Here is a 20206-nt window from a genome sequence, read left to right on the forward strand (position 1 = left end):
TTCGCCCCGATGTGATCACGGTCACTTCGCCCGGAACTTTTGCAGTGCAAAAGGCGAACGACTCTCACCCCCTAACCCCGATGCATTGACAACCCCCTATGCAGAGATGACCCTCTCGGCAGGGGACCTCCTTCGGAGTGCGAGACATGATGACCGGGCGCCTGCAGACGCGGCCAGGAAGGGTGCTTGGCACCCTGGCCGCATTGGGAACGGTGGCCTTCCTGGCCGCCTGCAACGAATCGAGCAGCACGGAGGGCCAGTCGGCGCCGCCGCCTCCGCCGGTCACGGTGGCCTCGCCGCTGGTCAAGCGCATCACCGAATGGGACGAGTTCACCGGCCGCTACGAGGCGACGGCGACGGTCGAGGTGCGGGCCCGCGTCTCCGGCTACCTGCAGTCGATCAACTTCGCCGACGGCGCCATGGTCAAGCAGGGCGACGTGCTGTTCGTGATCGATCCCCGGCCCTACCAGGCGGCGGTGGATTCGGCCAAGGCCGACCTGAACAGCGCCCAGGCCCGGCTCGACCTCGCCAAGGTCCAGCTCGACCGGGCCCAGTCTCTGGTCGCCCAGTCCAACGTCTCGCGTTCGGCCTACGACCAGGCGGTGCAGGAGCGCCGCGCGGCCGAGGCCCAGGTGCAGCAGACCACCGCGGCGCTGCAGTCGGCGCAGCTGAACCTCGACTTCACCCAGGTCCGGGCTCCGATGGCCGGCCGCGTCTCCAACCGCCGGGTCGACATCGGCAACCTGGTGACCGGCGACCCGAACGCGACGCTCCTGACCACCATCGTGGCGCTCGATCCGATCTATTTCGAGTTCGACATGAGCGAGGCGGACTACCTCGCCTATCAGCGCGCCGTCGCCCGCGGCCTGCTGCCGTCGACCCGGGACAACGAGACGATCATCCAGACCCGGCTGCCGGACGAGCAGGAGTGGCCGCATGCCGGCACCATGAACTTCGTCGACAACCAGATCGACCCCGGCTCCGGCACCATCCGCGCCCGCGCCATCCTGCAGAACAAGGACCTGTTCATCACCCCCGGCCAGTTCGGCCGGCTGCGGCTGCCCGGCTCGAACGAATACGACGCCATCCTGATCCCCGACAGCGCGATCCTGACCGACCAGTCGAACCGGATCGTGATGACGGTCAAGGATGACGGCACGGTGGAGCCGAAGATCATCCGGCCGGGCCCGACCCAGCCGGGCGGCCTGCGCATCGTGCGCGAAGGCCTGACCGGGCAGGAGAAGGTCATCATCAACGGCCTGGTCCGGGCGCGTCCGGGGGCCAAGGTGACGGCGCAGCCCGGCACCATCGAGCCGCAGCCGGAATACGAGGCCAACTGAGGACGGTCCGATGCGCTTCTCCCATTTCTGCATCGACCGCCCGATCTTCGCGACGGTGCTGTCGATCCTGGTCGTGCTGCTCGGCGCGGCCGCCTATTTCACCCTGCCGGTGGCGCAGTATCCCGAGATCGCGCCGCCGACCATCGAGATCCGCACCTCCTATCCCGGCGCCTCGGCCGAGGTGGTCTCCAACACGGTGGCGACGCCGATCGAGCAGGAGATCAACGGCGTCGAGAACATGCTGTACATGCAGTCGCAGGCGACCGGCGACGGCCAGCTGGTGATCCAGGTCACCTTCGGTCTCGGCACCGATCTCGACATCGCCCAGGTGCTGGTGCAGAACCGCGTCGCCGTGGCCGAGCCGCGGCTGCCGGAGGAGGTGCGTCAGATCGGCGTCACCGTGCGCAAATCCTCGCCCGACATGCTGATGGTGATCCATCTCAGCTCCTCGGACGGATCGCGCGACCCGCTCTACATCTCCAACTACGCGACGCTGCAGGTGCGCGACGTGCTGGCCCGCCTCGACGGCGTCGGCGACGTGCGCATCTTCGGCGCCCGCGACTACGCCATGCGGGTCTGGCTCGACCCCGACAAGGTGGCCTCGCGCAACCTGACCGCGGGCGAGGTGATCGCGGCGCTGCGCTCGCAGAACGTCCAGGTCGCCTCGGGCGTGCTGAACCAGCCGCCGGTGCCGCAGCAGGGCGCCTATCAGCTCAATGTCGAGACGCTGGGCCGGCTGGCCGACCCGCGCCAGTTCGGCAACATCGTGGTCAAGACCGACAACGACGGCCGCGTCACCCGCGTGCGCGACATCGCCACGGTCGAGCTGGCCGCCCAGGACTACACCGCCAACGGCTATCTCGACGAACGGCCGGCGGTGCCGCTCCTGGTGTTCCAGCGGCCGGGATCGAACGCGCTGGAGACCGCCGACCGCCTGATCGAGACCATGGCGGAACTGTCCAAGAGCTTCCCGCCAGGCCTGCAGTACAACATCATCTACAACCCGACCGAGTTCATCGCCGAATCGGTGCATGAGGTCGAGAAGACGATCTGGGAAGCGGTTGTCCTGGTCGTCATCGTCGTCATCCTGTTCCTGCAGACCTGGCGCGCGGCGATCATCCCCGTCGTCGCCATCCCGATCTCGCTGATCGGCACCTTCATGGTGATGGCGGCGCTGGGCTACTCGCTGAACAACCTGTCGCTGTTCGGCCTGGTGCTGGCCATCGGCATCGTCGTCGATGACGCCATCGTGGTGGTCGAGAACGTCGAGCGGCACCTGCGCGAGGGCCGGTCGCCGAAGGAGGCGGCGCATCTGACCATGGACGAGGTCGGCGGCGCGCTGATCGCCATCGCCCTGGTGCTGTGCGCCGTGTTCATCCCGGCGGCCATGATCACCGGCATCTCCGGCCAGTTCTTCCGCCAGTTCGCGGTCACCATCGCCGCGGCGACGGTGATCTCGGCCTTCGTGTCGCTGACCCTGAGCCCGGCGCTCTGCGCCATCCTTTTGAAGCCGCACCAGGAGCACCACGAGAAGAAGACCTTCGTGCTGTTCCGGCCGGTCCAGTCCTTCTTCCGGGGCTTCAACTGGGCCTTCGACAAGCTGTCCCTGGGCTATGGCGGGCTGACCCGCCGGATCCTGCGCTTCGCCGTGGTCATGCTGGTGCTCTATGTCGGGCTGATCGGCTTGACCGGGCTGCAGTTCGGCCGGGCGCCGACCGGCTTCATCCCGCAGCAGGACCAGGGCTACCTGATCACCGTGATCCAGCTGCCCCCCGGCTCGTCCCTCGCCCGCACCGACGCGGTGGTGAGGGAGGCCGCCAAGGAGATCCTGCAGGTGCCCGGCATCATCCATGTCGTGCCCTTCTCCGGCTTCGACGGCGCCACCTTCACCAACGCCTCGAACGCCGGCGCGATCTTCTCCACCTTCGCGCCCTTCGCCGAGCGCGACGCCAAGGGGCAGGACGTGACGCACCTGCAGCAGGCGCTGAACCAGAAGCTGGCCGGCATCCAGGACGCGTTCATCATCACCATCCAGCCCCCGCCCGTGCGCGGCATCGGCACCGGCGGCGGCTTCAAGATGATGATCGAGGACAAGACCGGCCGCGGCCTGCCGGCGCTGGACGCCGCGACCCAGGAGATCGTGGGCCGGGCGAACCAGACCCCGGGTCTGGCCGGCGTGTTCTCGCTGTTCAACACCCGCACGCCGAAGCTCTACGCCGACATCGACCGGGTGAAGGCGGAGATGCTGGGCGTGCCGGCCGACCGGGTGTTCGAGACGCTCGAGGTCTATCTCGGCTCGACCTATGTCAACGACTTCAACTATCTCGGCCGCACCTTCCGCCTGACCGCCCAGGCGGACGGCAAGTTCCGGCAGAACCTGCGCGACATCGGCAACTACAAGACCCGCAGCGACAGCGGCGGGATGGTGCCGCTCTCCGCCGTGGCCAGCTTCCACGATCGGACCGGCCCGTACCGCGTGCCGCGCTTCAACCTGTACCCGGCGGCCGAGGTGCAGGGGGCGACCCTGCCGGGCTATTCCACCGGCTACGCCCTGGCGGCGATGGAGCAGATCGCCACCGAGACCCTGCCGCAGGGCTTCGGCTTCGAATGGACCGAGCTGGCGCTGCAGGAGAAGCTGGCCGGCAACACCGGCATGCTGGTGTTCGTCGCCTCGGTGGTGTTCGTCTTCCTGCTGCTGGCAGCGCAGTACGAAAGCTGGACCCTGCCGCTATCGGTCATCCTGATCGTGCCGATGTGCCTGCTGGCGGCCGTCACCGGCCTGCTGCTCAGGGGCATGGACGTCAACATCCTGGCGCAGATCGGCTTCGTCGTGCTGATCGGCCTGGCAGCGAAGAACGCGATCCTGATCGTGGAGTTCGCCCGCCAGGCGGAGGAGCATGGCGAAAGCCGGCAGGACGCCGCGGTCTCGGCCGCCCGCACCCGGCTGCGGCCGATCCTGATGACGTCCTTCGCCTTCATCTTCGGCGTGGTGCCGCTGGTGATCGCGTCGGGCGCCGGCTACGAGATGCGGCAGTCGCTGGGCACCGCGGTGTTCTTTGGCATGATCGGCGTGACCGTGTTCGGCCTGCTGTTCACGCCGCTGTTCTACGTGGTCTGCCGCTGGCTCGGCACGGTGGTCTCCCGGCGCAAGCCGGTGCCGAAGCCGGAGGGCGGCCCGGCGGAGTGACCGCGGCGGCGCCCCCGAGGCCTACTCGGGAGCGCCGCCCCGCGCCAGCTCCGGCAGCCGCAGGTCCCGATACAGCTCGGATAGGATTCCGGCGAAGACGCTGACCTCGACCGCGGTCAGCGCCAGAGACGCCAGGTCGATCACCAGGGTCACGAGGCCGAAGCCCTGCTCCTCCGGCAGGATCGCGTCCAGCACCAGACCGAGGCCGATGGCGACCAGGAAGAACCCCAAGAGGGCGATGACCAGCGCCCCCAGCACCGCCAGCCGCCGGCCGCGCAGCAGCCGGCTGCTCTCGGCCGCGGTCAGCCCCCGGTCGCCGATCGCGATGGCGGGCAGGACCAGCCCGTAGAAGGCGAAGGGCACGGTCGACAGGATCGTGATCAGGCCCGAGATCGTCAGGATCCCCAGCATGCCGCCCGACGCGCCGCCATCGGCCACGGCGCGCAGCACCGACGGCCCGCCGACCAGGCCGAACAGGATCGACAGCACGAACAGCCCGGCCACGGCCGTGAACATGCCGAGGATGCCGAGCCAGATCTGGTACAGGGCGAAGCGGACCGTCCCGGCGTCGGCCGGGAACGGCGCCAGCTCGCCGCGCAGCACGTAGCGGTGCCAGCTGACCGCGATCAGCGCGATGGCGAACAACAGCACCAGCATCGACAGCAGCATGGCGAGCGCGGCGGTGCCGGAAGGCACCTCGTCCGCGAACATCGCCGCGACCTCGTCGCCCCACAGCCAGTTGATGGCGAAGCGCAGGATCAGCGCGAAGGCGATGGCCGGCGCGGACAGTCGCACCAGCACACCGGCATGCCCCAGGCTCCAGCCTACGGAACGCCGCAGCAGATCGCCGCTCGAAAGTGCCGCCATCGTCCATCCCCTTCCCACGAATCGGGGCGGATCATTTCAGCCGGGGGGCTGAGAGGCAACCGACCTACCGCCCGATCACGGTCTCCAGCACCTGCCCCCCGCGCTGGACGGCGATGCGCCAGGGGCCGCGGGAGCCGCGCAGCGCCGCGTCCAGCGCCTCGGTGCTCTCGACCGCCTCGTCGTCCAGCCGCAGCAGCACGTCGCCCGGCTGCAGCCCCAGCCGCGCCGCCGGGCTGCGGGCGGCGACCGCGGTCACCACCACGCCCTTGCCGGCATTGGCGAGCCGCATCTCCTCGACCACCGCCGGCGAGACGTTGACCACGGTGGCGCCGGCCAGGGGCGAGCGGCCGCCGAGCACACGCTCGTCGCGCGGCGGGTCCTCCGGTGGCGCCTCGACCGGCAGGGACAGCTCGGCCGTGTCCTGGCCGCGCCGCACCGTCAGCCTGGCGGTGGCGCCGAGATCGAGCGTGGCCAGGCGGAAGCGCAGCGATTCCGGGTCGTCGACCGCATGGCCGTCGACCGCGGTGACCACGTCGCCGACCTTGAGGCCGGCCCGCGCCGCCGGCCCGCCCGCGGCGACGCCGTTCACCAGCACGCCGGCCGGCCGGTCCAGCCCGTAGGCCTCGGCCAGGCTGCGGTCGATCGCCTGGCCGTCGGCGCCGAGCCAGGGCCGCACCACCGGCTCCCCGGTCTCCGCCGCCCGCATCATGCTGCGCAGCATGTTGGCCGGGATGGCGAAGCCGATGCCGAGCGAGCCGCCGGTGCGGCTGTAGATCGCCGTGTTGATGCCGACCAGCCGGCCCTTCATGTCGATCAGGGCGCCGCCGGAATTGCCCGGGTTCACTGCCGCGTCGGTCTGGATGAAGAAGTCGTAATCGGAGATGCCGACCGCGGTGCGGGCGATGGCGGAGACGATGCCCATGGTCACGGTCTGGCCGACGCCGAAGGGGTTGCCGATCGCCAGCACCAGGTCGCCGACCTCGAGCGCGTCGCTGTCGCCGAGCGGCAGTGACGGCACCGACCGGCCGGCGAGGTCCTTGAGCTTGAGGAAGGCGAGGTCGGTGCGTTCGTCCGACAGCACCAGCTCGGCCTCGTATTCCGTTCGGTCGGCCAGCACCACGGTGATCTGGTCGGCGTCCTTGATCACATGGTGGTTGGTCACCACCAGCCCGTCCGCCGCCACCAGCACGCCGGAGCCGAGCGAATTCTCCACCCGCTGCCGCGGCCGGCCGCCCGGCAGGTCGTCGCCGAAGAAGCGGCGGAAGAACGGGTCGTCGAACAGCGGGTTCTGCCGCTCGACCACCATGTGGCGGGCATAGATGTTGACCACGGCCGGCGCCGCGCTGCGCACCAGCGGCGCGAAGCTGAGGTCGATCTCGGCCCGGCTGGTCGGCACCACCGGCTCCGCCACGGCCGGCCCGGCCAGCAGGAGCAGCGCCGCGGCCGCGGCGCCTGCGAAACGGAACATCCTTCCTCCATCCGCCGTCACGGGCGTGGGTCTAGCCGAGGCCTCCGCCCGCGTCCATGGGCCGGCATGCCGCGGAGGGAGGCAGGGCTCGAACGGCGGCGCCGTCCCGGACATGGGCCGATGGCGGTCCGGAACGGCGGCCGTCCTGATCTCGTTGCCATGGCAGTCCCGCCCCAGCCAGGGAGATTGGTCATGAGGACCGCCCTTGCGCTGTCCATCGTGGCGATCGGCGGTTCGATTCTGTTCGGGGCCTGCAGCAACGGCGAGAGCGAGCCCGCGGCGATGCCGGCGCCGGCCGCGGCGCCGCAGATCGATCCGGCCGACTATGTCCGGAGCACAGGCATGAGCGGCCTGTTCGAGGTCGAGTCCAGCCGGGTCGCGGCCTCTCGGGCCCGCAGCGCGGATGTCAGGCGCTTCGCCCGGATGATGGTCCGGGACCACATCGTGGCCAATGCCAGGATCCGCCGCGCCGCGGCGGCGTCGAACCCGGCCCTGCAGCCGCCGACCACGCTCGACCCGGAGCGCCGGGAGGGTCTGGCCGCGCTGAGTTCGGCCGCGCGCCCGGACTTCGACCGCCTCTACATGCACGGCCAGATCGACGGGCATCAGAAGGCCCTGGAGCTGCAGCAGAGCTACCGCGCCTCCGGCGGCGATCCCGAGCTGAAGGTGCTGGCGTCCGAGCTGAGCCCGATGGTCCAGCGCCATCTCGAAGAAGCGCTGACCATCCTGGTCGATCTCCGCTGAGCGGCCGTTCCGGGACGCCAAAGATCGATCCATGTCGCCCGGACTACGGTTCCGTGACCTCCCGCAGCAGCGCCAGCACCTGCAGCAGGGCCGGCGACCGGTCGCCGCGGCGCCAGGCGACGGCTATCCGCGCCTGGGGAGCGCGGCCGGCGAGGGACAGGTAGCGCACGCCATGCGGCCGCAGCCGGCGCAGCGACGCCGGCACCAGCGACACGCCGAATCCGGCCGCGACCAGCGAGACGATGGCGTGCATCTGATGCGCCGACTGGGCGACGTGCGGCACGAAGCCAGCGGCGGCGCAGGCCTCCAGGATCGCGGCGTGGAAGCCCGGCCCTTCGCCCTGCGGAAACATGACGAAGGACTCGGCGGCGAGGTCGGAGAGACTGATCCGGCCGGCACCCGCCAGCCGATGGTCGGCCGGCACCACGGCGACCATCGGCTCGGCCCAGGCCGGGCGCTGGTCCAGCCCCTCGCTGTCGGGCAGCGGCGGGATGACGAAGCCGAGATCGCAGCGGCCGCCGCGCAGATCGTCCAGCTGCCGCATCGTCGTCGCCTCGCGCAGGTCCAGCGCCAGGCCGGGATGACGCTGCCGCAGCGCCTTCAGCACCGGCGGCAGGCGCTCGAACATGGCGCTGCCGACGAAGGTGACGCGCAACAGGCCGGTCAGCCCCTGCCCCGCCTGGCGCGCCACCGCCACAGCATAATCGGCCTGGGCCAGGGTGCGGCGCGCCTCCTCCAGCAGCGCCGTGCCGGCCGGGGTCAGCGCCAATCGGCGACGGCTGCGGTCGAAGAGATCCGCGCCGATCACGTCCTCCAGCCGCCGCATCGCGGTGCTGAGCGGCGGCTGCGCCATGCCCAGGCGTTCCGCCGCCCGGCGGACATGCCGCTCCTCGGCCACGGCGATGAACTGGCGCAGGAGGCGAAGTTCGATCATCGGCTGATACTCTCCAGATATCAGACGCTCACGATCTCATATTTGAAGTATGCGAGACACCGTCCCATCGTCCGCTCGTCGCAACGGGAGAACGGATCGATGACACGAGTGGTGGTGGTCAGCGGCGGCGGCACGGGCATCGGCTTGGCGGTCGCCGGGCACTTCGCCGGGCAGGGTGAGCAGGTCGTGATCCTCGGCCGCCGCGCCGGCGTGCTGCAGGCGGCGGTCGAGGCGATCGGGCGGGAGCATCCGGCCGCGCCGCCGGTGCTGCCGCTGGCGGGCGACCTGTCGCAGCCGGACCGGGTCGAGGCGCTGTGCCGGGAGATCGGCGAGCGCTTCCTCGCGGTCGACGTTCTGGTCCATGCAGCCGGCGGCAACGCCATCCTGCAGGCGCCGCCGGGCCATTACGACGACGGCCTGGCCGGGGTGGCGCGGCGCTGGACCGACAACTTCGCCGGCAATGTGCTGTCCGCGGTCCTGCTGACCGAGGGGCTGCGCGACCGGCTGCGGGCGCCGGGCGGCCGGGTGGTGCTGATCGGCTCGATCGCCGCCTATCGCGGATCCGGCGCCGGCTGCTACGGCGCCGCCAAGGCCGCGCTGCATCCCTACGGCTACGACCTGGCCGTCGCCCTCGGCCCGCGCGGCATCACCGTCAACATCGTCGCGCCCGGCTATATCCGCGACACCGGGTTCTTCGCCGACCGGCTGTCGGCCGAGCGCCAGGCCGCCCTGATCGCCGAGACCTCGACCCGCCGCGCCGGGGTGCCGGCCGACATCGCCGACGCCGTGGCCTGGCTGGCCTCGCCCGGCGCCTCGCACGTCACCGCCCAGGTGATCCAGGTGAATGGCGGCGCCGAGCGCGGGCATTGACCAGCCACCAAGAAAAAGGCCCGGCTTGCGCCGGGCCTCGATCCGTTCACCGTCGCGGGGCCGATCAGCCCTCGGCGCCCTCGGCCTCGGCCGCGGCGGCCTTCAGCTCGGCGTCGCGCGCCTTGTCGGCGGCGCCCTTGGCGTCGCGGTCGCGGTCGACCAGCTCGATCACGGCCATCGGGGCGGCGTCGCCGTAGCGGAAGCCGGCCTTGAGCACGCGGGAGTAGCCGCCGCTGCGGGTCTTGTAGCGCTCGGCGATCACCGAGAACAGCTTCGCCACCACCTCGTCGTCGCGCAGCTGGGCATAGGCCAGGCGGCGATTGGCGAGACCGCCCTTCTTGCCGAGGGTGATCAGCTTCTCGACGATCGGGCGCAGATCCTTCGCCTTCGGCAGGGTGGTCTTGATCTGCTCATGGGTGATCAGCGCCGCCGCCATGTTGGCGAACATCGCCTTGCGGTGGCTGCTGGTGCGGCTGAAACGACGTCCGGTCACTCCGTGACGCATGGCGATCTCTCCTCATGGCTTGGCCCCCGCGGGGGTCCGATGGCGGGACCCGCCGCCTCCCCTCATCGGGAAAGAACGGCGGGGTACAACTCGTCAGCCGATCAGAACGGCTCCTCGAGCTTCTTGGCGAGATCCTCGATGTTCTCCGGCGGCCAGTTCGGAATCTCCATGCCGAGATGGAGGCCCATGGTCGACAGCACTTCCTTGATCTCGTTCAGCGACTTGCGGCCGAAGTTCGGGGTGCGGAGCATCTCCGCCTCGGTCTTCTGCACCAGGTCGCCGATATAGACGATGTTGTCGTTCTTCAGGCAGTTGGCCGAACGCACTGACAGCTCGAGCTCGTCCACCTTCCGCAGCAGGTTGCGGTTGAACGGCATGTCCTCCGAGGTCTCCTCGCGGTGGTCGCGCGACGGCTCCTCGAAGTTGATGAACAGCTGCAGCTGGTCCTGCAGGATGCGGGCGGCGAGCGCCACCGAATCCTCCGGCGTCACCGCGCCGTTGGTCTCGATCGTCAGCGACAGCTTGTCGTAGTCGGTGACCTGGCCGACGCGGGTGTTCTCGACCTTGTACGAGACCTTGCGGATCGGGCTGTACAGGGCGTCGACCGGGATCAGGCCGATCGGCGCGTCCTCCGGCCGGTTCATGCTGGCCGGGACGTAGCCCTTGCCGACATTGACCGTGAACTCCATCGCCAGCTTGGCGCCGTCGTCGAGGGTGCACAGCACCAGCTCGGGGTCCATGATCTCGATGTCCGGACCGGTGACGATGTCGCCGGCCTTGACCACCTTCGGGCCCTCGGCGTTCAGCCGCATCTTCTTCGGGCCCTCGGCGTGCATGCGCAGGGACAGCGCCTTGACGTTGAGGACGATGTCGGTGACGTCCTCGCGGACGCCCGGGATCGACGAGAATTCGTGCAGCACGCCGTCGATGTGGATCGCGGTGACCGCGGCGCCCTGCAGCGAGGACAGCAGAACGCGGCGGATGGCGTTGCCGAGGGTCAGGCCGAAGCCGCGCTCGAGCGGGTCGGCGACCAGGGTCGCCTTGCGCTGCGAATCGTCGCCCGGCTGGACGTCGAGAGCGTTCGGCTTGATCAGTTCCTGCCAGTTGCGCTGAAGCACTGTCATATCATCCTGTTCTGCCACGAGAGGCCGGATACGGCCGAAATGCCGACGGGGGCCGAAGCCCCCTTCCGATCCCATCCGTGGACCCTGTGGCCAGTGGTCCTGTCCCGAATCGGCCGGCGGTACTGCTGCGAAAGAGGCGGCGGCCCGCGCCGCCCCTGTCCCGGTGGGGGACGGGGCGGCGCGGGCCGGGCCGGCCTCAGACGCGGCGCTTCTTGCGCGGGCGGACGCCGTTGTGCGGGATCGGCGTGACGTCGCGGATCGAGGTGATCTGGAAGCCGATCGACTGCAGGGCGCGCAGCGCGCTCTCGCGGCCGGAGCCGGGGCCCTTCACGTTGATCTCGAGCACGCGCATGCCGTGCTCCTGGGCCTTGCGGCCGGCATCCTCGGCGGCGACCTGGGCGGCGTAGGGAGTCGACTTGCGGCTGCCCTTGAAGCCCATGCCACCGGCCGACGACCAAGCGATGGCGTTGCCCTGGGCGTCGGTGATGGTGATCACCGTGTTGTTGAAGGACGAGTTCACGTGGGCGACGCCCGAGGTGATGTTCTTGCGCTCGCGACGACGCAGACGGGCGTTCGCGGCGGCAGCTGCTGGCTTGGCCATGGTTCGCTCGCCTTCCGATTACTTCTTCTTGCCCGCGATGGGCTTCGCCGGACCCTTGCGGGTGCGGGCGTTGGTGTGGGTGCGCTGGCCGCGGACCGGCAGGCCCTTGCGGTGACGCAGGCCGCGGTAGCAGCCGAGATCCATCAGGCGCTTGATGTTCATCGCGATCTCGCGACGCAGGTCACCTTCGACCGTGTAGTCGCTGTCGATGGTCTCGCGGATGCGCAGGATCTCGTCTTCGGTCAGCTCGTTGACGCGCCGGTCGGCCGGGATGCCGAGCTTGTCGATGATCGACTGGGCGGTGTGACGGCCGATCCCATGGATGTAGGTGAGCGCGATCAGGACGCGCTTCTGGGTCGGGATATTGACGCCGGCAATACGTGCCACGTCGCTCTCCTTGCGGTTGCCACCTTCGGCGCCGCCGCTGCCCTGCCCCGCCGGGGCCTGGCCTGCATCGCCGGGTCTGCTGGTTCATGTCTGCCCGCGGGCCGGAGCGGCCGCGCGAACGCCTTGCGCTTCGGTCGCCTTCCGGCTCCGAAGCGGGCGGAGTATAGTGATCGGCAGGACAGAGTCAACCGCCGGGATTCGCAATCGGAATCCGCGCCGGCCAGGGTCGACAGCGGCCGAACCATAACCGGGACCGCTTCGGCTTGTCACCTGCGCAATTGCGATCATTTTCTTGAGCACGGCCGAAGCGCCGGCCGGATGCCGCGGGAGACGGACGATGCAGAACCTGCCGGTCCTTCGTGCCCTTGCCGCCAACTGGGGCGCCATCGCGCTGCGCGGCGTCCTGGCCATCCTGTTCGGGGTCCTGGCCTGGCTGTGGCCGGGCATCACCCTGGCCGTGCTGATCATCCTCTACGCCGCCTATGCGCTGGTCGACGGGGTGATGGGCATCGTCGTCGGCATCCGCGGCCGCAACTGGGGCTACGCCCTGCTCGGGGTCGCCGGCGTCGCCGCCGGGATCATCGCGGCGGTCTGGCCGCTGCTGACCGCGGTCGTGCTGGTCCTCATCATTGCCGTGTGGGCGATCGTGATCGGGGTGATGGAGATCGTCACCGCCATCCGCCTGCGCAACGAGATCGAGGGCGAGTGGCTGCTGGCGCTGACCGGCGCGCTGTGGGTGCTGTTCGGCGCCTATGCCCTGTTCTTCCCGGGCGCCGGCGCGCTGTCGCTGGTCTGGCTGATCGGCACCTGGGCCATCGTGGTCGGGGTGCTGGAGCTGACCCTGGCCTTCCGCCTGCGCCGCCTGGCCCGGCACCACGGCGGCACGGCCGCCCCCGCCGCCTGACATCCCGACCGCGTGACGCCGCGCCGGCGTGACGCCACCCGGGGCCTCATGCCACCCTGCCCGCATCGGAATCGCGAGGAGCATCGCCATGGCATCGGGGCTGATCGAATACGAGGAGGCGTCGCCGGAGGTCCGCGCCGTCTATGACGACATCATGGCCACCCGCCGGATCGACAGGGTCAACAACTTCTGGAAGGCGCTGGCGTTGCATCCGCCGACGCTGAAGCGGACCTGGGAGAGCCTGAAGGAGGTGATGGCCCCCGGCGCGCTCGACCCGCTGGTGAAGGAGATGGTGTATCTCGCGGTCAGCGCCACCAATGGCTGCGGCTACTGCATCGCCTCGCACAGCGCGGCGGCGCGCAAGGCCGGCATGACCGACGAGATGCTGGGTGAGCTCCTGGCCGTGGTCGGCATGGCGAACGAGACCAACCGCCTGGCCAACGGCCTGCAGGTGCCGATCGACGAAGCGTTTCGCCGGACGGAGCAACGTTCCGGCTGAAATTTTCTATCACATTGAAGTAATATAATTTCGGACATTAGAAACACTGTATCGACTGCCTGAAGTTCTAGAACGATAGGATCTCGGAAAGATTTACGATCAGCAGTTTACGGAAAAGTAAATATTCCGCCCTATTCAAGCGGAATATGGTCCTCCAGGTCTCGATTTATCACGATAAGCAGATTTAGAGGACACTGCCATGAAGTTATGGCTCCCCCTGGCCTGCGCCGCCTTCGCATCGACGGCGGCGCAGGCGAATTCCAACCTGTTTGAGCTCTGCAACGAATCGTTCCGCGAGCTGTCGCCGGCAGAACAGCAGCTTGTCATCAGCAAAGGCTGTGCCCTCGAGCCTGCCGGCGAAGGGATCAACGTCGCCTCCCTGCCCGATGGAACCGGCAGCGGGACGGGGACGGGCAGCGGGACGGGGACCGGCAACGGCACCGGTTCCACGGGCGGCACGGGCTCGGCCGGCGGTGGCGGCAACGGCGGCGGTTCATCGGGCGGCAATGGCGGCGGCTCGCATGGCGGAGGAGGCTCCGGCGGCGGATCCGGTGGAGGCTCGGGCGGTGGCGGATCCGGGGCGGCGGCTCGGGTGGCGGGGCTCGGGCGGCGGCGGAGGCTCCGGCGGCGGCAACGGCGGGGATCAATGTCGGGGTGGGCGGCGGCGCCACCGGCAATGGCGGCGGCATCAATGTCGGCGTCGGCAGCGGGTCCGGCAGCAACAACAGCGGCGGGGTGAATGTCGGCGCGGCCGGCGGCGCCTCCCACAACTCCGGCGGGCTCAATGTCGGCGTCGGCAGCGGCGCCGCCTCGAACAACAGCGGCGGCATCAATGCCGGTGTCGGCGGCAGCGCGGTCTCCGCCAATTCCGGCGGCGTGAATGTCGGTCTGGGCGGCAAGGCCGCTTCCGGCAATACCTCCGGCATCAACGCCGGTGTCGGCAGCGGCGCGGCCTCGTCCAACCGCAGCGGCATCAATGCCGGCCTGGGCAACGGCGCCGCCTCCTCCGACAGCGGCAGCGTCAATGTTGGGCTCGGCGGCAAGGCCGCCTCCGGCAACTCCGGCGGCATCAACGCCGGGCTCGGCAGCAGCGCAACCTCGGCCAACAGCGGCGGGCTGAATGTCGGCCTCGGCGGCAAGGCCGCCTCCGGCAACTCCGGCGGCATCAATGTCGGCATCGGCGACGACGGCACCGGCGCCGCCAGCACCAACAAGGGCGGCCTCAATGTCAGCCTGGGCGGCAAGAACGGCATCGGCGTGAGCCTGGGCGGGCATCAGAGCGGCATCAGCATCGGCGGCGCCAGGATCGGCGCCCGCCACTGAACGGCGGATCCGGAAGACGAAGGGCCGGCGCCGCCAGGCGCCGGCCCTTCGCCGCTTCCCGGCCCGGCTTGACAGTCCGGCCTGCCGCCGCGAACCATCCGGGCCCGCCTTCGGACCGGAGTGACCCATGCCTCCCTATGCCGGCATCGCGACCTTCCTCAATGCCCCGCATCGCCGCCGTCCGGAAGGCGGCCGGCCCGCCGCAGCGGTGCTGGGCCTGCCCTTCGACTTCGGCACCACCAACCGGCCCGGGTCGCGCTTCGGCCCGAACGCGATCCGCGCCGCGAGCCGGACGCTGACCGGCGACGACCATCCCGATCTGGGGCTGAGCCCGGAGGAGCGGCTGGATCTCTACGATGCCGGGGACGCGGCGCCGGTCACCGCCGACATCGCCGGCAGCCTGGAGGCGATCCGCGCCGCGGCGGCGGAGCAGATCGGCGCCGGCGCCCGCCTGCTGGCCCTCGGCGGCGACCATACCGTCACCCTGCCGCTGCTGGAGGCGACGGCGGCGAAGCACGGCCCGCTGGCGCTGATGCAGTTCGACGCGCATGTCGACACCTGGGCCGGCACGCCCTCGGCCCGGATCTATCACGGATCCTGGCTGCGCCACGCCATCGAGCGCGGGCTGGTCGATCCCCGGGCCACGGTGCAGGTCGGGCTGCACAGCCCGGTCGACCGCGCCACCGCCGCCTGGACCCGGGACCAGGGCATCACCGGCCTGTCCGCCGAAAGCGTGCATCTCGACGGCATCGACCGGACGGTGGAGCAGATCCGCGCCGTGCTCGGCGACCGGCCGGCCTATCTGACCTTCGACATCGACGGCATCGACCCCGGCCTGGCGCCCGGCGTCGCCTGCCCGGAGGCCGGAGGCTTGTTCCCGTGGCAGGCGCTGGCGCTGCTGCGCCGGCTGGGCGACGTCGCCTGGATCGGGGCGGACGTGGTCGAGACCTGCCCGCCCCACGACCAGTCCGACGTCACCGCCGTGCTGGCCGCCACCGTCGGCTGGACCTGGCTGTGCCTGCTGGCCGCGCGGACGCCGGCAGCCTGAACGTCAATCGAGCACGGCGTAGCCGCGGCGGATCATGCAGTTCCGCACCACGTTCTGGGTGCTGTTGGCGGCGGAGGCGCCGCCGCCGACCGCGCCGCTGAGGCCGCCCACCCCGGCGCCGATCGCGGCGCCGCGCCCGGCATTGCCGGTGAAGGCGCCGATGATCGCGCCGCCCGCCGCGCCGACGCCGGCGCCGAGCAGCGCCCCGCCGACCGTGCGGCCACCGGCATTCACCTGCTCGGCGAGCTGCTGGCACTGGGCCAGGTCGTATTCATAGTTGCGCCCGCCGGCGACCGAGGTCGCGGGATCGATGATCGGCCGCACCTGCTGGGCGCAGCCGGCAATGCCGAACGCCACGACGGTCAAGGCCGCTGCTCTGCTCAAGCCCATATCTCTCTCCCTCAATCGGGCCGACAAACGGCCTCTCTTCGTCGGGGAACTATAATAAACAAATGAGACCATAGTCGGGCCAAAGCACATGCCCCGGCACCGTCCGCAAAGCATAACATAACCGTAACATCCGGCTTGTAGGGTCGGCGGCATCGTACCGATCGAAGCCCGCGAGGCCCGCATGACCACGTCCGTGCTCGACACCAGGCCGGCAGGAGGGCTCAGCCGCCTGACGCCACTGGCCGTCATCGCCCTGCTCATCATCGGCGTCATCTATGCCGGCTGGAGCCTGGTCAACGACCTCGGCGACGTCCATTCGCCGAGTCTGCTGCCCTTCATCCTGCTCGGCATCGCCCTGCTGATCGCGCTGGGCTTCGAGTTCGTCAACGGATTCCACGACACCGCCAATGCGGTGGCGACGGTGATCTACACCAACTCGCTGCCGCCGACGGTGGCTGTGGTCTGGTCGGGCCTGTGGAACTTCCTCGGCGTCCTCACCTCCACCGGCCTCGTCGCCTTCGGCATCATCTCGCTGCTGCCGGTCGAGCTGATCCTGCAGGTCGGCAGCAATGCCGGCTTCGCCATGGTGTTCGCCCTGCTGATCGCCGCGATCATCTGGAATGTCGGCACCTGGTATTTCGGCCTGCCCTCCTCCTCCTCGCACACGCTGATCGGCTCGATCATCGGCGTCGGCGTGATGAACCAGCTGATGGCCATCCCCGGCACCGGCACCAGCGGTGTGGACTGGTCCCAGGCGCTGGGCATCGGCAAGTCGCTGCTGCTGTCGCCGCTGATCGGCTTCGCCGCCGCGGCGCTGCTGCTGCTGGCCGCCAAGGCGCTGATCAAGCGGCCGGAGCTGTACCGTGCGCCGGAGGGCAACAAGCCGCCGCCGCTGTGGATCCGCGGCCTGCTGGTCCTGACCTGCACCGGCGTCAGCTTCGCCCACGGCTCGAATGACGGGCAGAAGGGCATGGGGCTGATCATGCTGATCCTGATCGGCACCGTGCCCACCGCCTATGCCCTGAACCGGGCGATGCCGGAGGCGCAGATCGCCGCCTTCGCCCAGGTGTCGGACCAGGCGGCCGGGGTGCTGGCCCGCTACACCGGCGACGCGGCTGCGCCGGCCGATGCGCGGGCGGCGGTGACCGCCTATGTCCGCGACCGGGCCCTCGCGCCGGAGACGGTGCCGGCGCTGGTCGCCCTGACGCAGGAGATCGACCGCAGCGTCGCCGGCCGCAGCTCGCTGGCCGCGGTGCCGAACGAGCAGGTCGGCAACATCCGCAACGACATGTATCTGGCCTCCGAAGCCTTGAAACAGATGGCCAAGGCCAATACGCCGGCCTTCAGCGCCGACGACGGCAAGGTGCTGACCCAGTATCGCGGCTATCTCGACCAGGCGACCAAGTTCATCCCCGACTGGGTCAAGGTCGCGGTCGCCATCGCGCTGGGCCTCGGCACCATGGTCGGCTGGAAGCGCATCGTCGTCACCGTCGGCGAGAAGATCGGCAAGGAGCACCTGACCTACGCCCAGGGCGGCTCGGCCGAGCTGGTGGCGATGGCGACGATCGGCGCCGCCGATGTCTACGGCCTGCCCGTCAGCACCACCCATGTGCTGTCCTCCGGCGTCGCCGGCACCATGGCGGCGAACCGCTCGGGCCTGCAATGGGGCACGATCCGCAACCTGATCATGGCCTGGGTGCTGACCCTGCCGGCCTCGATCGCCCTGGCCGCCGCGCTCTACTGGCTGCTGCGGCACCTGTTCTGATCCGGGTTCCGGGTTGGACGCGATACGAGCCCCGGTCAGCTTCCATTTCGGCGAGGCCGTCGCCGCCGCCTACCGCTTCGACCCCGGGTCCGGCGCCTGTCGCCAGACCGGGGTCGACCCGCTGCCGGAGGCGGGCGACGGCTGGGTCTGGCTGCACCTGAAGCTGACCGACACCCGCGCCCGGCACTGGCTGGCCCGCCATGGCGCCCTGCCGCCGGTCGTGGCGCAATGGCTGCTGGACGGGCCCGACCGGGTGCAGGTGCAGCGGCTGGACGGTTGGCTGGTCGGTGCCGCCAACGGGCTGCACCACGACTTCGCCTTCGAGCCGGACCAGATCAGCCGGCTGCGTTTCTGCCTGGGGCCGAACCTCCTCGTCACCGGCCGGCGCCATCCGCTGCGCGCGATCGACGGGGTCCACCGCAGCCTGGCCGCCGGGCGCGCGCCGGCCACCGCGCTGGCCATGCTGGCCCTGGTGGTCGAGCATCTGGCGGCGGAGGCCGAGGCCACGGTCGAGTCGCTGATGGACGAGGTCGACGGCATCGAGGACCGGGTGCTGGACGACCGGTCGACCAGCCGCACCGTCGAGGACCGCCAGGCGCTGGGCCGCATCCGCCGCAGCGCCGCGGCGTTGCGGCGGCATCTGCTGCCGGAGGGCGTGGTCCTCGCCGCCGGGCTGGACGACCTGCCGGACTGGGCCGACCCCGAAGGCCGCGCCGGCCTGGCCGCCGCCGCCGAGCGCTTCCGCCGCGCCGCCCGCAGCCTGGACGAGGTGATCGACCGCACCCGCATGCTGCAGGAGGAGATCGCGGCGCAGCGGGCCGAGGCGATGAACCGCAGCCTGCTGGCGCTGGCGGTGCTGACCGCGATCTTCCTGCCGATGACGCTGATCACCGGCATCTTCGGCATGAACGTCGCCGGCCTGCCGGGCCTGCAGGATCCGGATGCCTTTCTGTGGGTGATGGTGCTGATCCTGGCCGCCGGCGTCGCGACGCTGGCGCTGATGCTGTGGCGGAGAATGTTCTGAACCCTATTCCGCCGCGGTGCGGTTGCCGATCGCCGGCAGGTTGCGCAGCAGCAGGCGCACCAGCTCGGACTGCCGGTTGGTGCGGGTCTTGATGAAGATCTTCTTGAGATGGTTGCGGATGGTCTCGTAGCTGACGTCGAGACGGGTCGCGATCTCCTTCAGCGACAGACCGGCCGCCAGCTCGCCGGCGATCCGCGCCTCGGTCGCGGTCAGGCCGTACAGCCGCCGCAGCTCCGGCTGCGACAGCTGGTTGGCCGGCGCCGGCGCGGCGATGAAGATCGCCGCCTTGGGCGCGGTCAGGCTGAGCAGGGGCCGGTTGCGGCTGACCGGCGAGACCAGCACCGCAAGCTGGTCGCCGCCCGCCGAGTCGGTCAGGGTCAGCCCGCCGCCCGGCTCGAGCCGCGGATCGTCGAGGATGATCGAGGCCGAGGCGATCAGCTGGCGCAGCTTCGCGGTCTCGCCGGGCTGGGTGGCGCAGATCAGCCCGCGCTGGTCGATCCGCAGCGCGGTGCCGGCCCGCAGCAGCGCCTCGGCCGCCCGGTTGGAGAAGGAGACGCGGCCGGTGGGGTCGGTCAGGATCACCCCGATCGAAAGGCGGTCGAGGCCGGTCTCCAGCGCGTCGCGCTGGGTGACCACGTCGCCGAGCCGCTGGTGGATCTGGGCGGCGCGGGCGAAGTGCGGCAGCAGCCGCCGCATCATCCCCGCCAGCCGCTCCGTCTCCTGTGCCGCCATCGGCTCGGCATGCAGCACGCTGATATGGGCCGAGACCCCGCCGCGGCGCAGGAAGGTGCCGCCGATGCCGGACAGCAGCTGCTGCGGCCGCAGCCAGTCGGAATAGAACTCGGTCCGCTCCAGCGTGCCGCGCGGCACCAGCATGTCGCTGACCGTGACCTCGCCGACGGCGCGGCTCAGGACCCGCTCGCTCCAGGGGTTCAGGCGCCAGAAATGCTGGGCATAGCTGTCGAGGAAGGCCGTATCCCAGCGGCTGGTCGCGGCCAGCGCCTCAAAGGCCGTGGTCTCGGCGTCGTCGGATTCGTGCAGCAGGTACAGGCTGGCGTGGCCGTCGGCGAACATGCCGGCGAGATCGTTGAGAACCGAGTCCCACAGGCCGTGGTCGAGCGCCGCGTCGTAGATTCTCGCGATGAGGTCCGGGAGATCATCCGCCATTTCGGGAACGATCCTCGACTGGACACCGAAGGGATCGGCCTTGCGCCGCGGCATCTGGC

The 20206-nt window shown here is 70.2% G+C and carries 19 protein-coding genes; 10 read left to right on the forward strand and 9 right to left on the reverse strand.

Features of this window, described 5'->3' with window-relative positions; translation table 11 throughout:
- The first annotated feature begins 146 nt into the window (after window positions 1–146).
- Window positions 147–1340 (forward strand): efflux RND transporter periplasmic adaptor subunit, encoded by a 1194-nt coding sequence (locus LG391_RS08160; RefSeq protein WP_225767478.1) that lies wholly within the window; start codon window positions 147–149, stop codon window positions 1338–1340.
- A gap of 10 nt (window positions 1341–1350) precedes the next feature.
- A complete protein-coding gene (locus LG391_RS08165) occupies window positions 1351–4527 on the forward strand; it encodes an efflux RND transporter permease subunit (protein ID WP_225767479.1) in 3177 nt (1058 codons plus the stop codon).
- A 21-nt stretch (window positions 4528–4548) separates the two neighbouring features.
- Here LG391_RS08165 and LG391_RS08170 read toward each other — a convergent pair whose 3' ends face one another.
- Together LG391_RS08170 and LG391_RS08175 are read right to left on the reverse strand one after the other, a co-directional pair.
- Window positions 4549–5394, reverse strand: a complete 846-nt coding sequence (locus LG391_RS08170; protein WP_225767480.1) for a hypothetical protein — start codon at window positions 5392–5394, stop codon at window positions 4549–4551.
- A 64-nt stretch (window positions 5395–5458) separates the two neighbouring features.
- Window positions 5459–6862, reverse strand: coding sequence for a Do family serine endopeptidase (locus LG391_RS08175; protein WP_225767481.1), 1404 nt, complete (start codon window positions 6860–6862; stop codon window positions 5459–5461).
- Between the two features lie 192 nt (window positions 6863–7054).
- Here LG391_RS08175 and LG391_RS08180 point away from each other — a divergent pair, with 192 nt between their 5' ends.
- Window positions 7055–7606: a DUF4142 domain-containing protein gene (locus LG391_RS08180; protein WP_225767482.1), complete on the forward strand. Its 552-nt coding sequence runs from the start codon at window positions 7055–7057 to the stop codon at window positions 7604–7606.
- Between the two features lie 43 nt (window positions 7607–7649).
- Here the strand turns inward: LG391_RS08180 and LG391_RS08185 are convergent, their stop codons facing one another.
- Window positions 7650–8540 carry a LysR family transcriptional regulator gene (locus LG391_RS08185; protein WP_225767483.1) on the reverse strand — a complete coding sequence of 297 codons (891 nt, stop codon included), beginning with the start codon at window positions 8538–8540 and terminating at the stop codon, window positions 7650–7652.
- Window positions 8541–8639: 99 nt separating this feature from the next.
- On the opposite strand from LG391_RS08185, the gene LG391_RS08190 reads away from it, so the two are divergent.
- Entirely contained in the window at window positions 8640–9410 is a 771-nt protein-coding gene (locus tag LG391_RS08190) for an SDR family NAD(P)-dependent oxidoreductase (RefSeq protein WP_225767484.1), read from the forward strand.
- Window positions 9411–9474: 64 nt separating this feature from the next.
- Here the strand turns inward: LG391_RS08190 and rplQ are convergent, their stop codons facing one another.
- The 4 genes from rplQ to rpsM form a co-directional block, all read right to left on the reverse strand.
- Entirely contained in the window at window positions 9475–9915 is a 441-nt protein-coding gene (rplQ, locus tag LG391_RS08195) for a 50S ribosomal protein L17 (protein WP_225767485.1), read from the reverse strand.
- A 101-nt stretch (window positions 9916–10016) separates the two neighbouring features.
- Window positions 10017–11039 (reverse strand): DNA-directed RNA polymerase subunit alpha, encoded by a 1023-nt coding sequence (locus tag LG391_RS08200; RefSeq protein ID WP_088152867.1) that lies wholly within the window; start codon window positions 11037–11039, stop codon window positions 10017–10019.
- 196 nt (window positions 11040–11235) lie between these two features.
- Window positions 11236–11640 carry a 30S ribosomal protein S11 gene (rpsK, locus tag LG391_RS08205; RefSeq protein ID WP_034844397.1) on the reverse strand — a complete coding sequence of 135 codons (405 nt, stop codon included), beginning with the start codon at window positions 11638–11640 and terminating at the stop codon, window positions 11236–11238.
- An 18-nt stretch (window positions 11641–11658) separates the two neighbouring features.
- A complete protein-coding gene (rpsM, locus tag LG391_RS08210; protein WP_225767486.1) occupies window positions 11659–12027 on the reverse strand; it encodes a 30S ribosomal protein S13 in 369 nt (122 codons plus the stop codon).
- 337 nt (window positions 12028–12364) lie between these two features.
- Here rpsM and LG391_RS08215 point away from each other — a divergent pair, with 337 nt between their 5' ends.
- The 4 genes from LG391_RS08215 to LG391_RS08230 all read left to right on the forward strand — a co-directional run bounded on the left by LG391_RS08215 (window position 12365) and on the right by LG391_RS08230 (window position 15801).
- Entirely contained in the window at window positions 12365–12931 is a 567-nt protein-coding gene (locus tag LG391_RS08215) for an HdeD family acid-resistance protein (protein ID WP_225767487.1), read from the forward strand.
- An 88-nt stretch (window positions 12932–13019) separates the two neighbouring features.
- Window positions 13020–13430: a carboxymuconolactone decarboxylase family protein gene (locus LG391_RS08220; RefSeq protein ID WP_225767488.1), complete on the forward strand. Its 411-nt coding sequence runs from the start codon at window positions 13020–13022 to the stop codon at window positions 13428–13430.
- A gap of 654 nt (window positions 13431–14084) precedes the next feature.
- Entirely contained in the window at window positions 14085–14753 is a 669-nt protein-coding gene (locus LG391_RS08225) for a hypothetical protein (protein WP_225767656.1), read from the forward strand.
- Between the two features lie 127 nt (window positions 14754–14880).
- Complete coding sequence (locus tag LG391_RS08230) at window positions 14881–15801, forward strand: arginase family protein (RefSeq protein ID WP_225767489.1); 921 nt, start codon at window positions 14881–14883, stop codon at window positions 15799–15801.
- Between the two features lie 3 nt (window positions 15802–15804).
- Here LG391_RS08230 and LG391_RS08235 read toward each other — a convergent pair whose 3' ends face one another.
- Window positions 15805–16191, reverse strand: coding sequence for a YMGG-like glycine zipper-containing protein (locus LG391_RS08235; RefSeq protein WP_225767490.1), 387 nt, complete (start codon window positions 16189–16191; stop codon window positions 15805–15807).
- 181 nt (window positions 16192–16372) lie between these two features.
- Here LG391_RS08235 and LG391_RS08240 point away from each other — a divergent pair, with 181 nt between their 5' ends.
- On the forward strand, window positions 16373–17956 hold the full coding sequence (locus tag LG391_RS08240; protein WP_225767491.1) for an inorganic phosphate transporter: 1584 nt from the start codon (window positions 16373–16375) through the stop codon (window positions 17954–17956).
- Window positions 17957–17969: 13 nt separating this feature from the next.
- On the forward strand, window positions 17970–18980 hold the full coding sequence (locus LG391_RS08245; protein ID WP_225767492.1) for a CorA family divalent cation transporter: 1011 nt from the start codon (window positions 17970–17972) through the stop codon (window positions 18978–18980).
- Between the two features lie 3 nt (window positions 18981–18983).
- On the opposite strand, the gene LG391_RS08250 is transcribed toward LG391_RS08245, so the two are convergent.
- A complete protein-coding gene (locus LG391_RS08250; protein ID WP_225767493.1) occupies window positions 18984–20147 on the reverse strand; it encodes a helix-turn-helix transcriptional regulator in 1164 nt (387 codons plus the stop codon).
- Window positions 20148–20206: the final 59 nt, after the last annotated feature.

Origin of the sequence: Inquilinus sp. Marseille-Q2685, assembly GCF_916619195.1 — a bacterium.
Lineage (GTDB): Bacteria > Pseudomonadota > Alphaproteobacteria > DSM-16000 > Inquilinaceae > Inquilinus.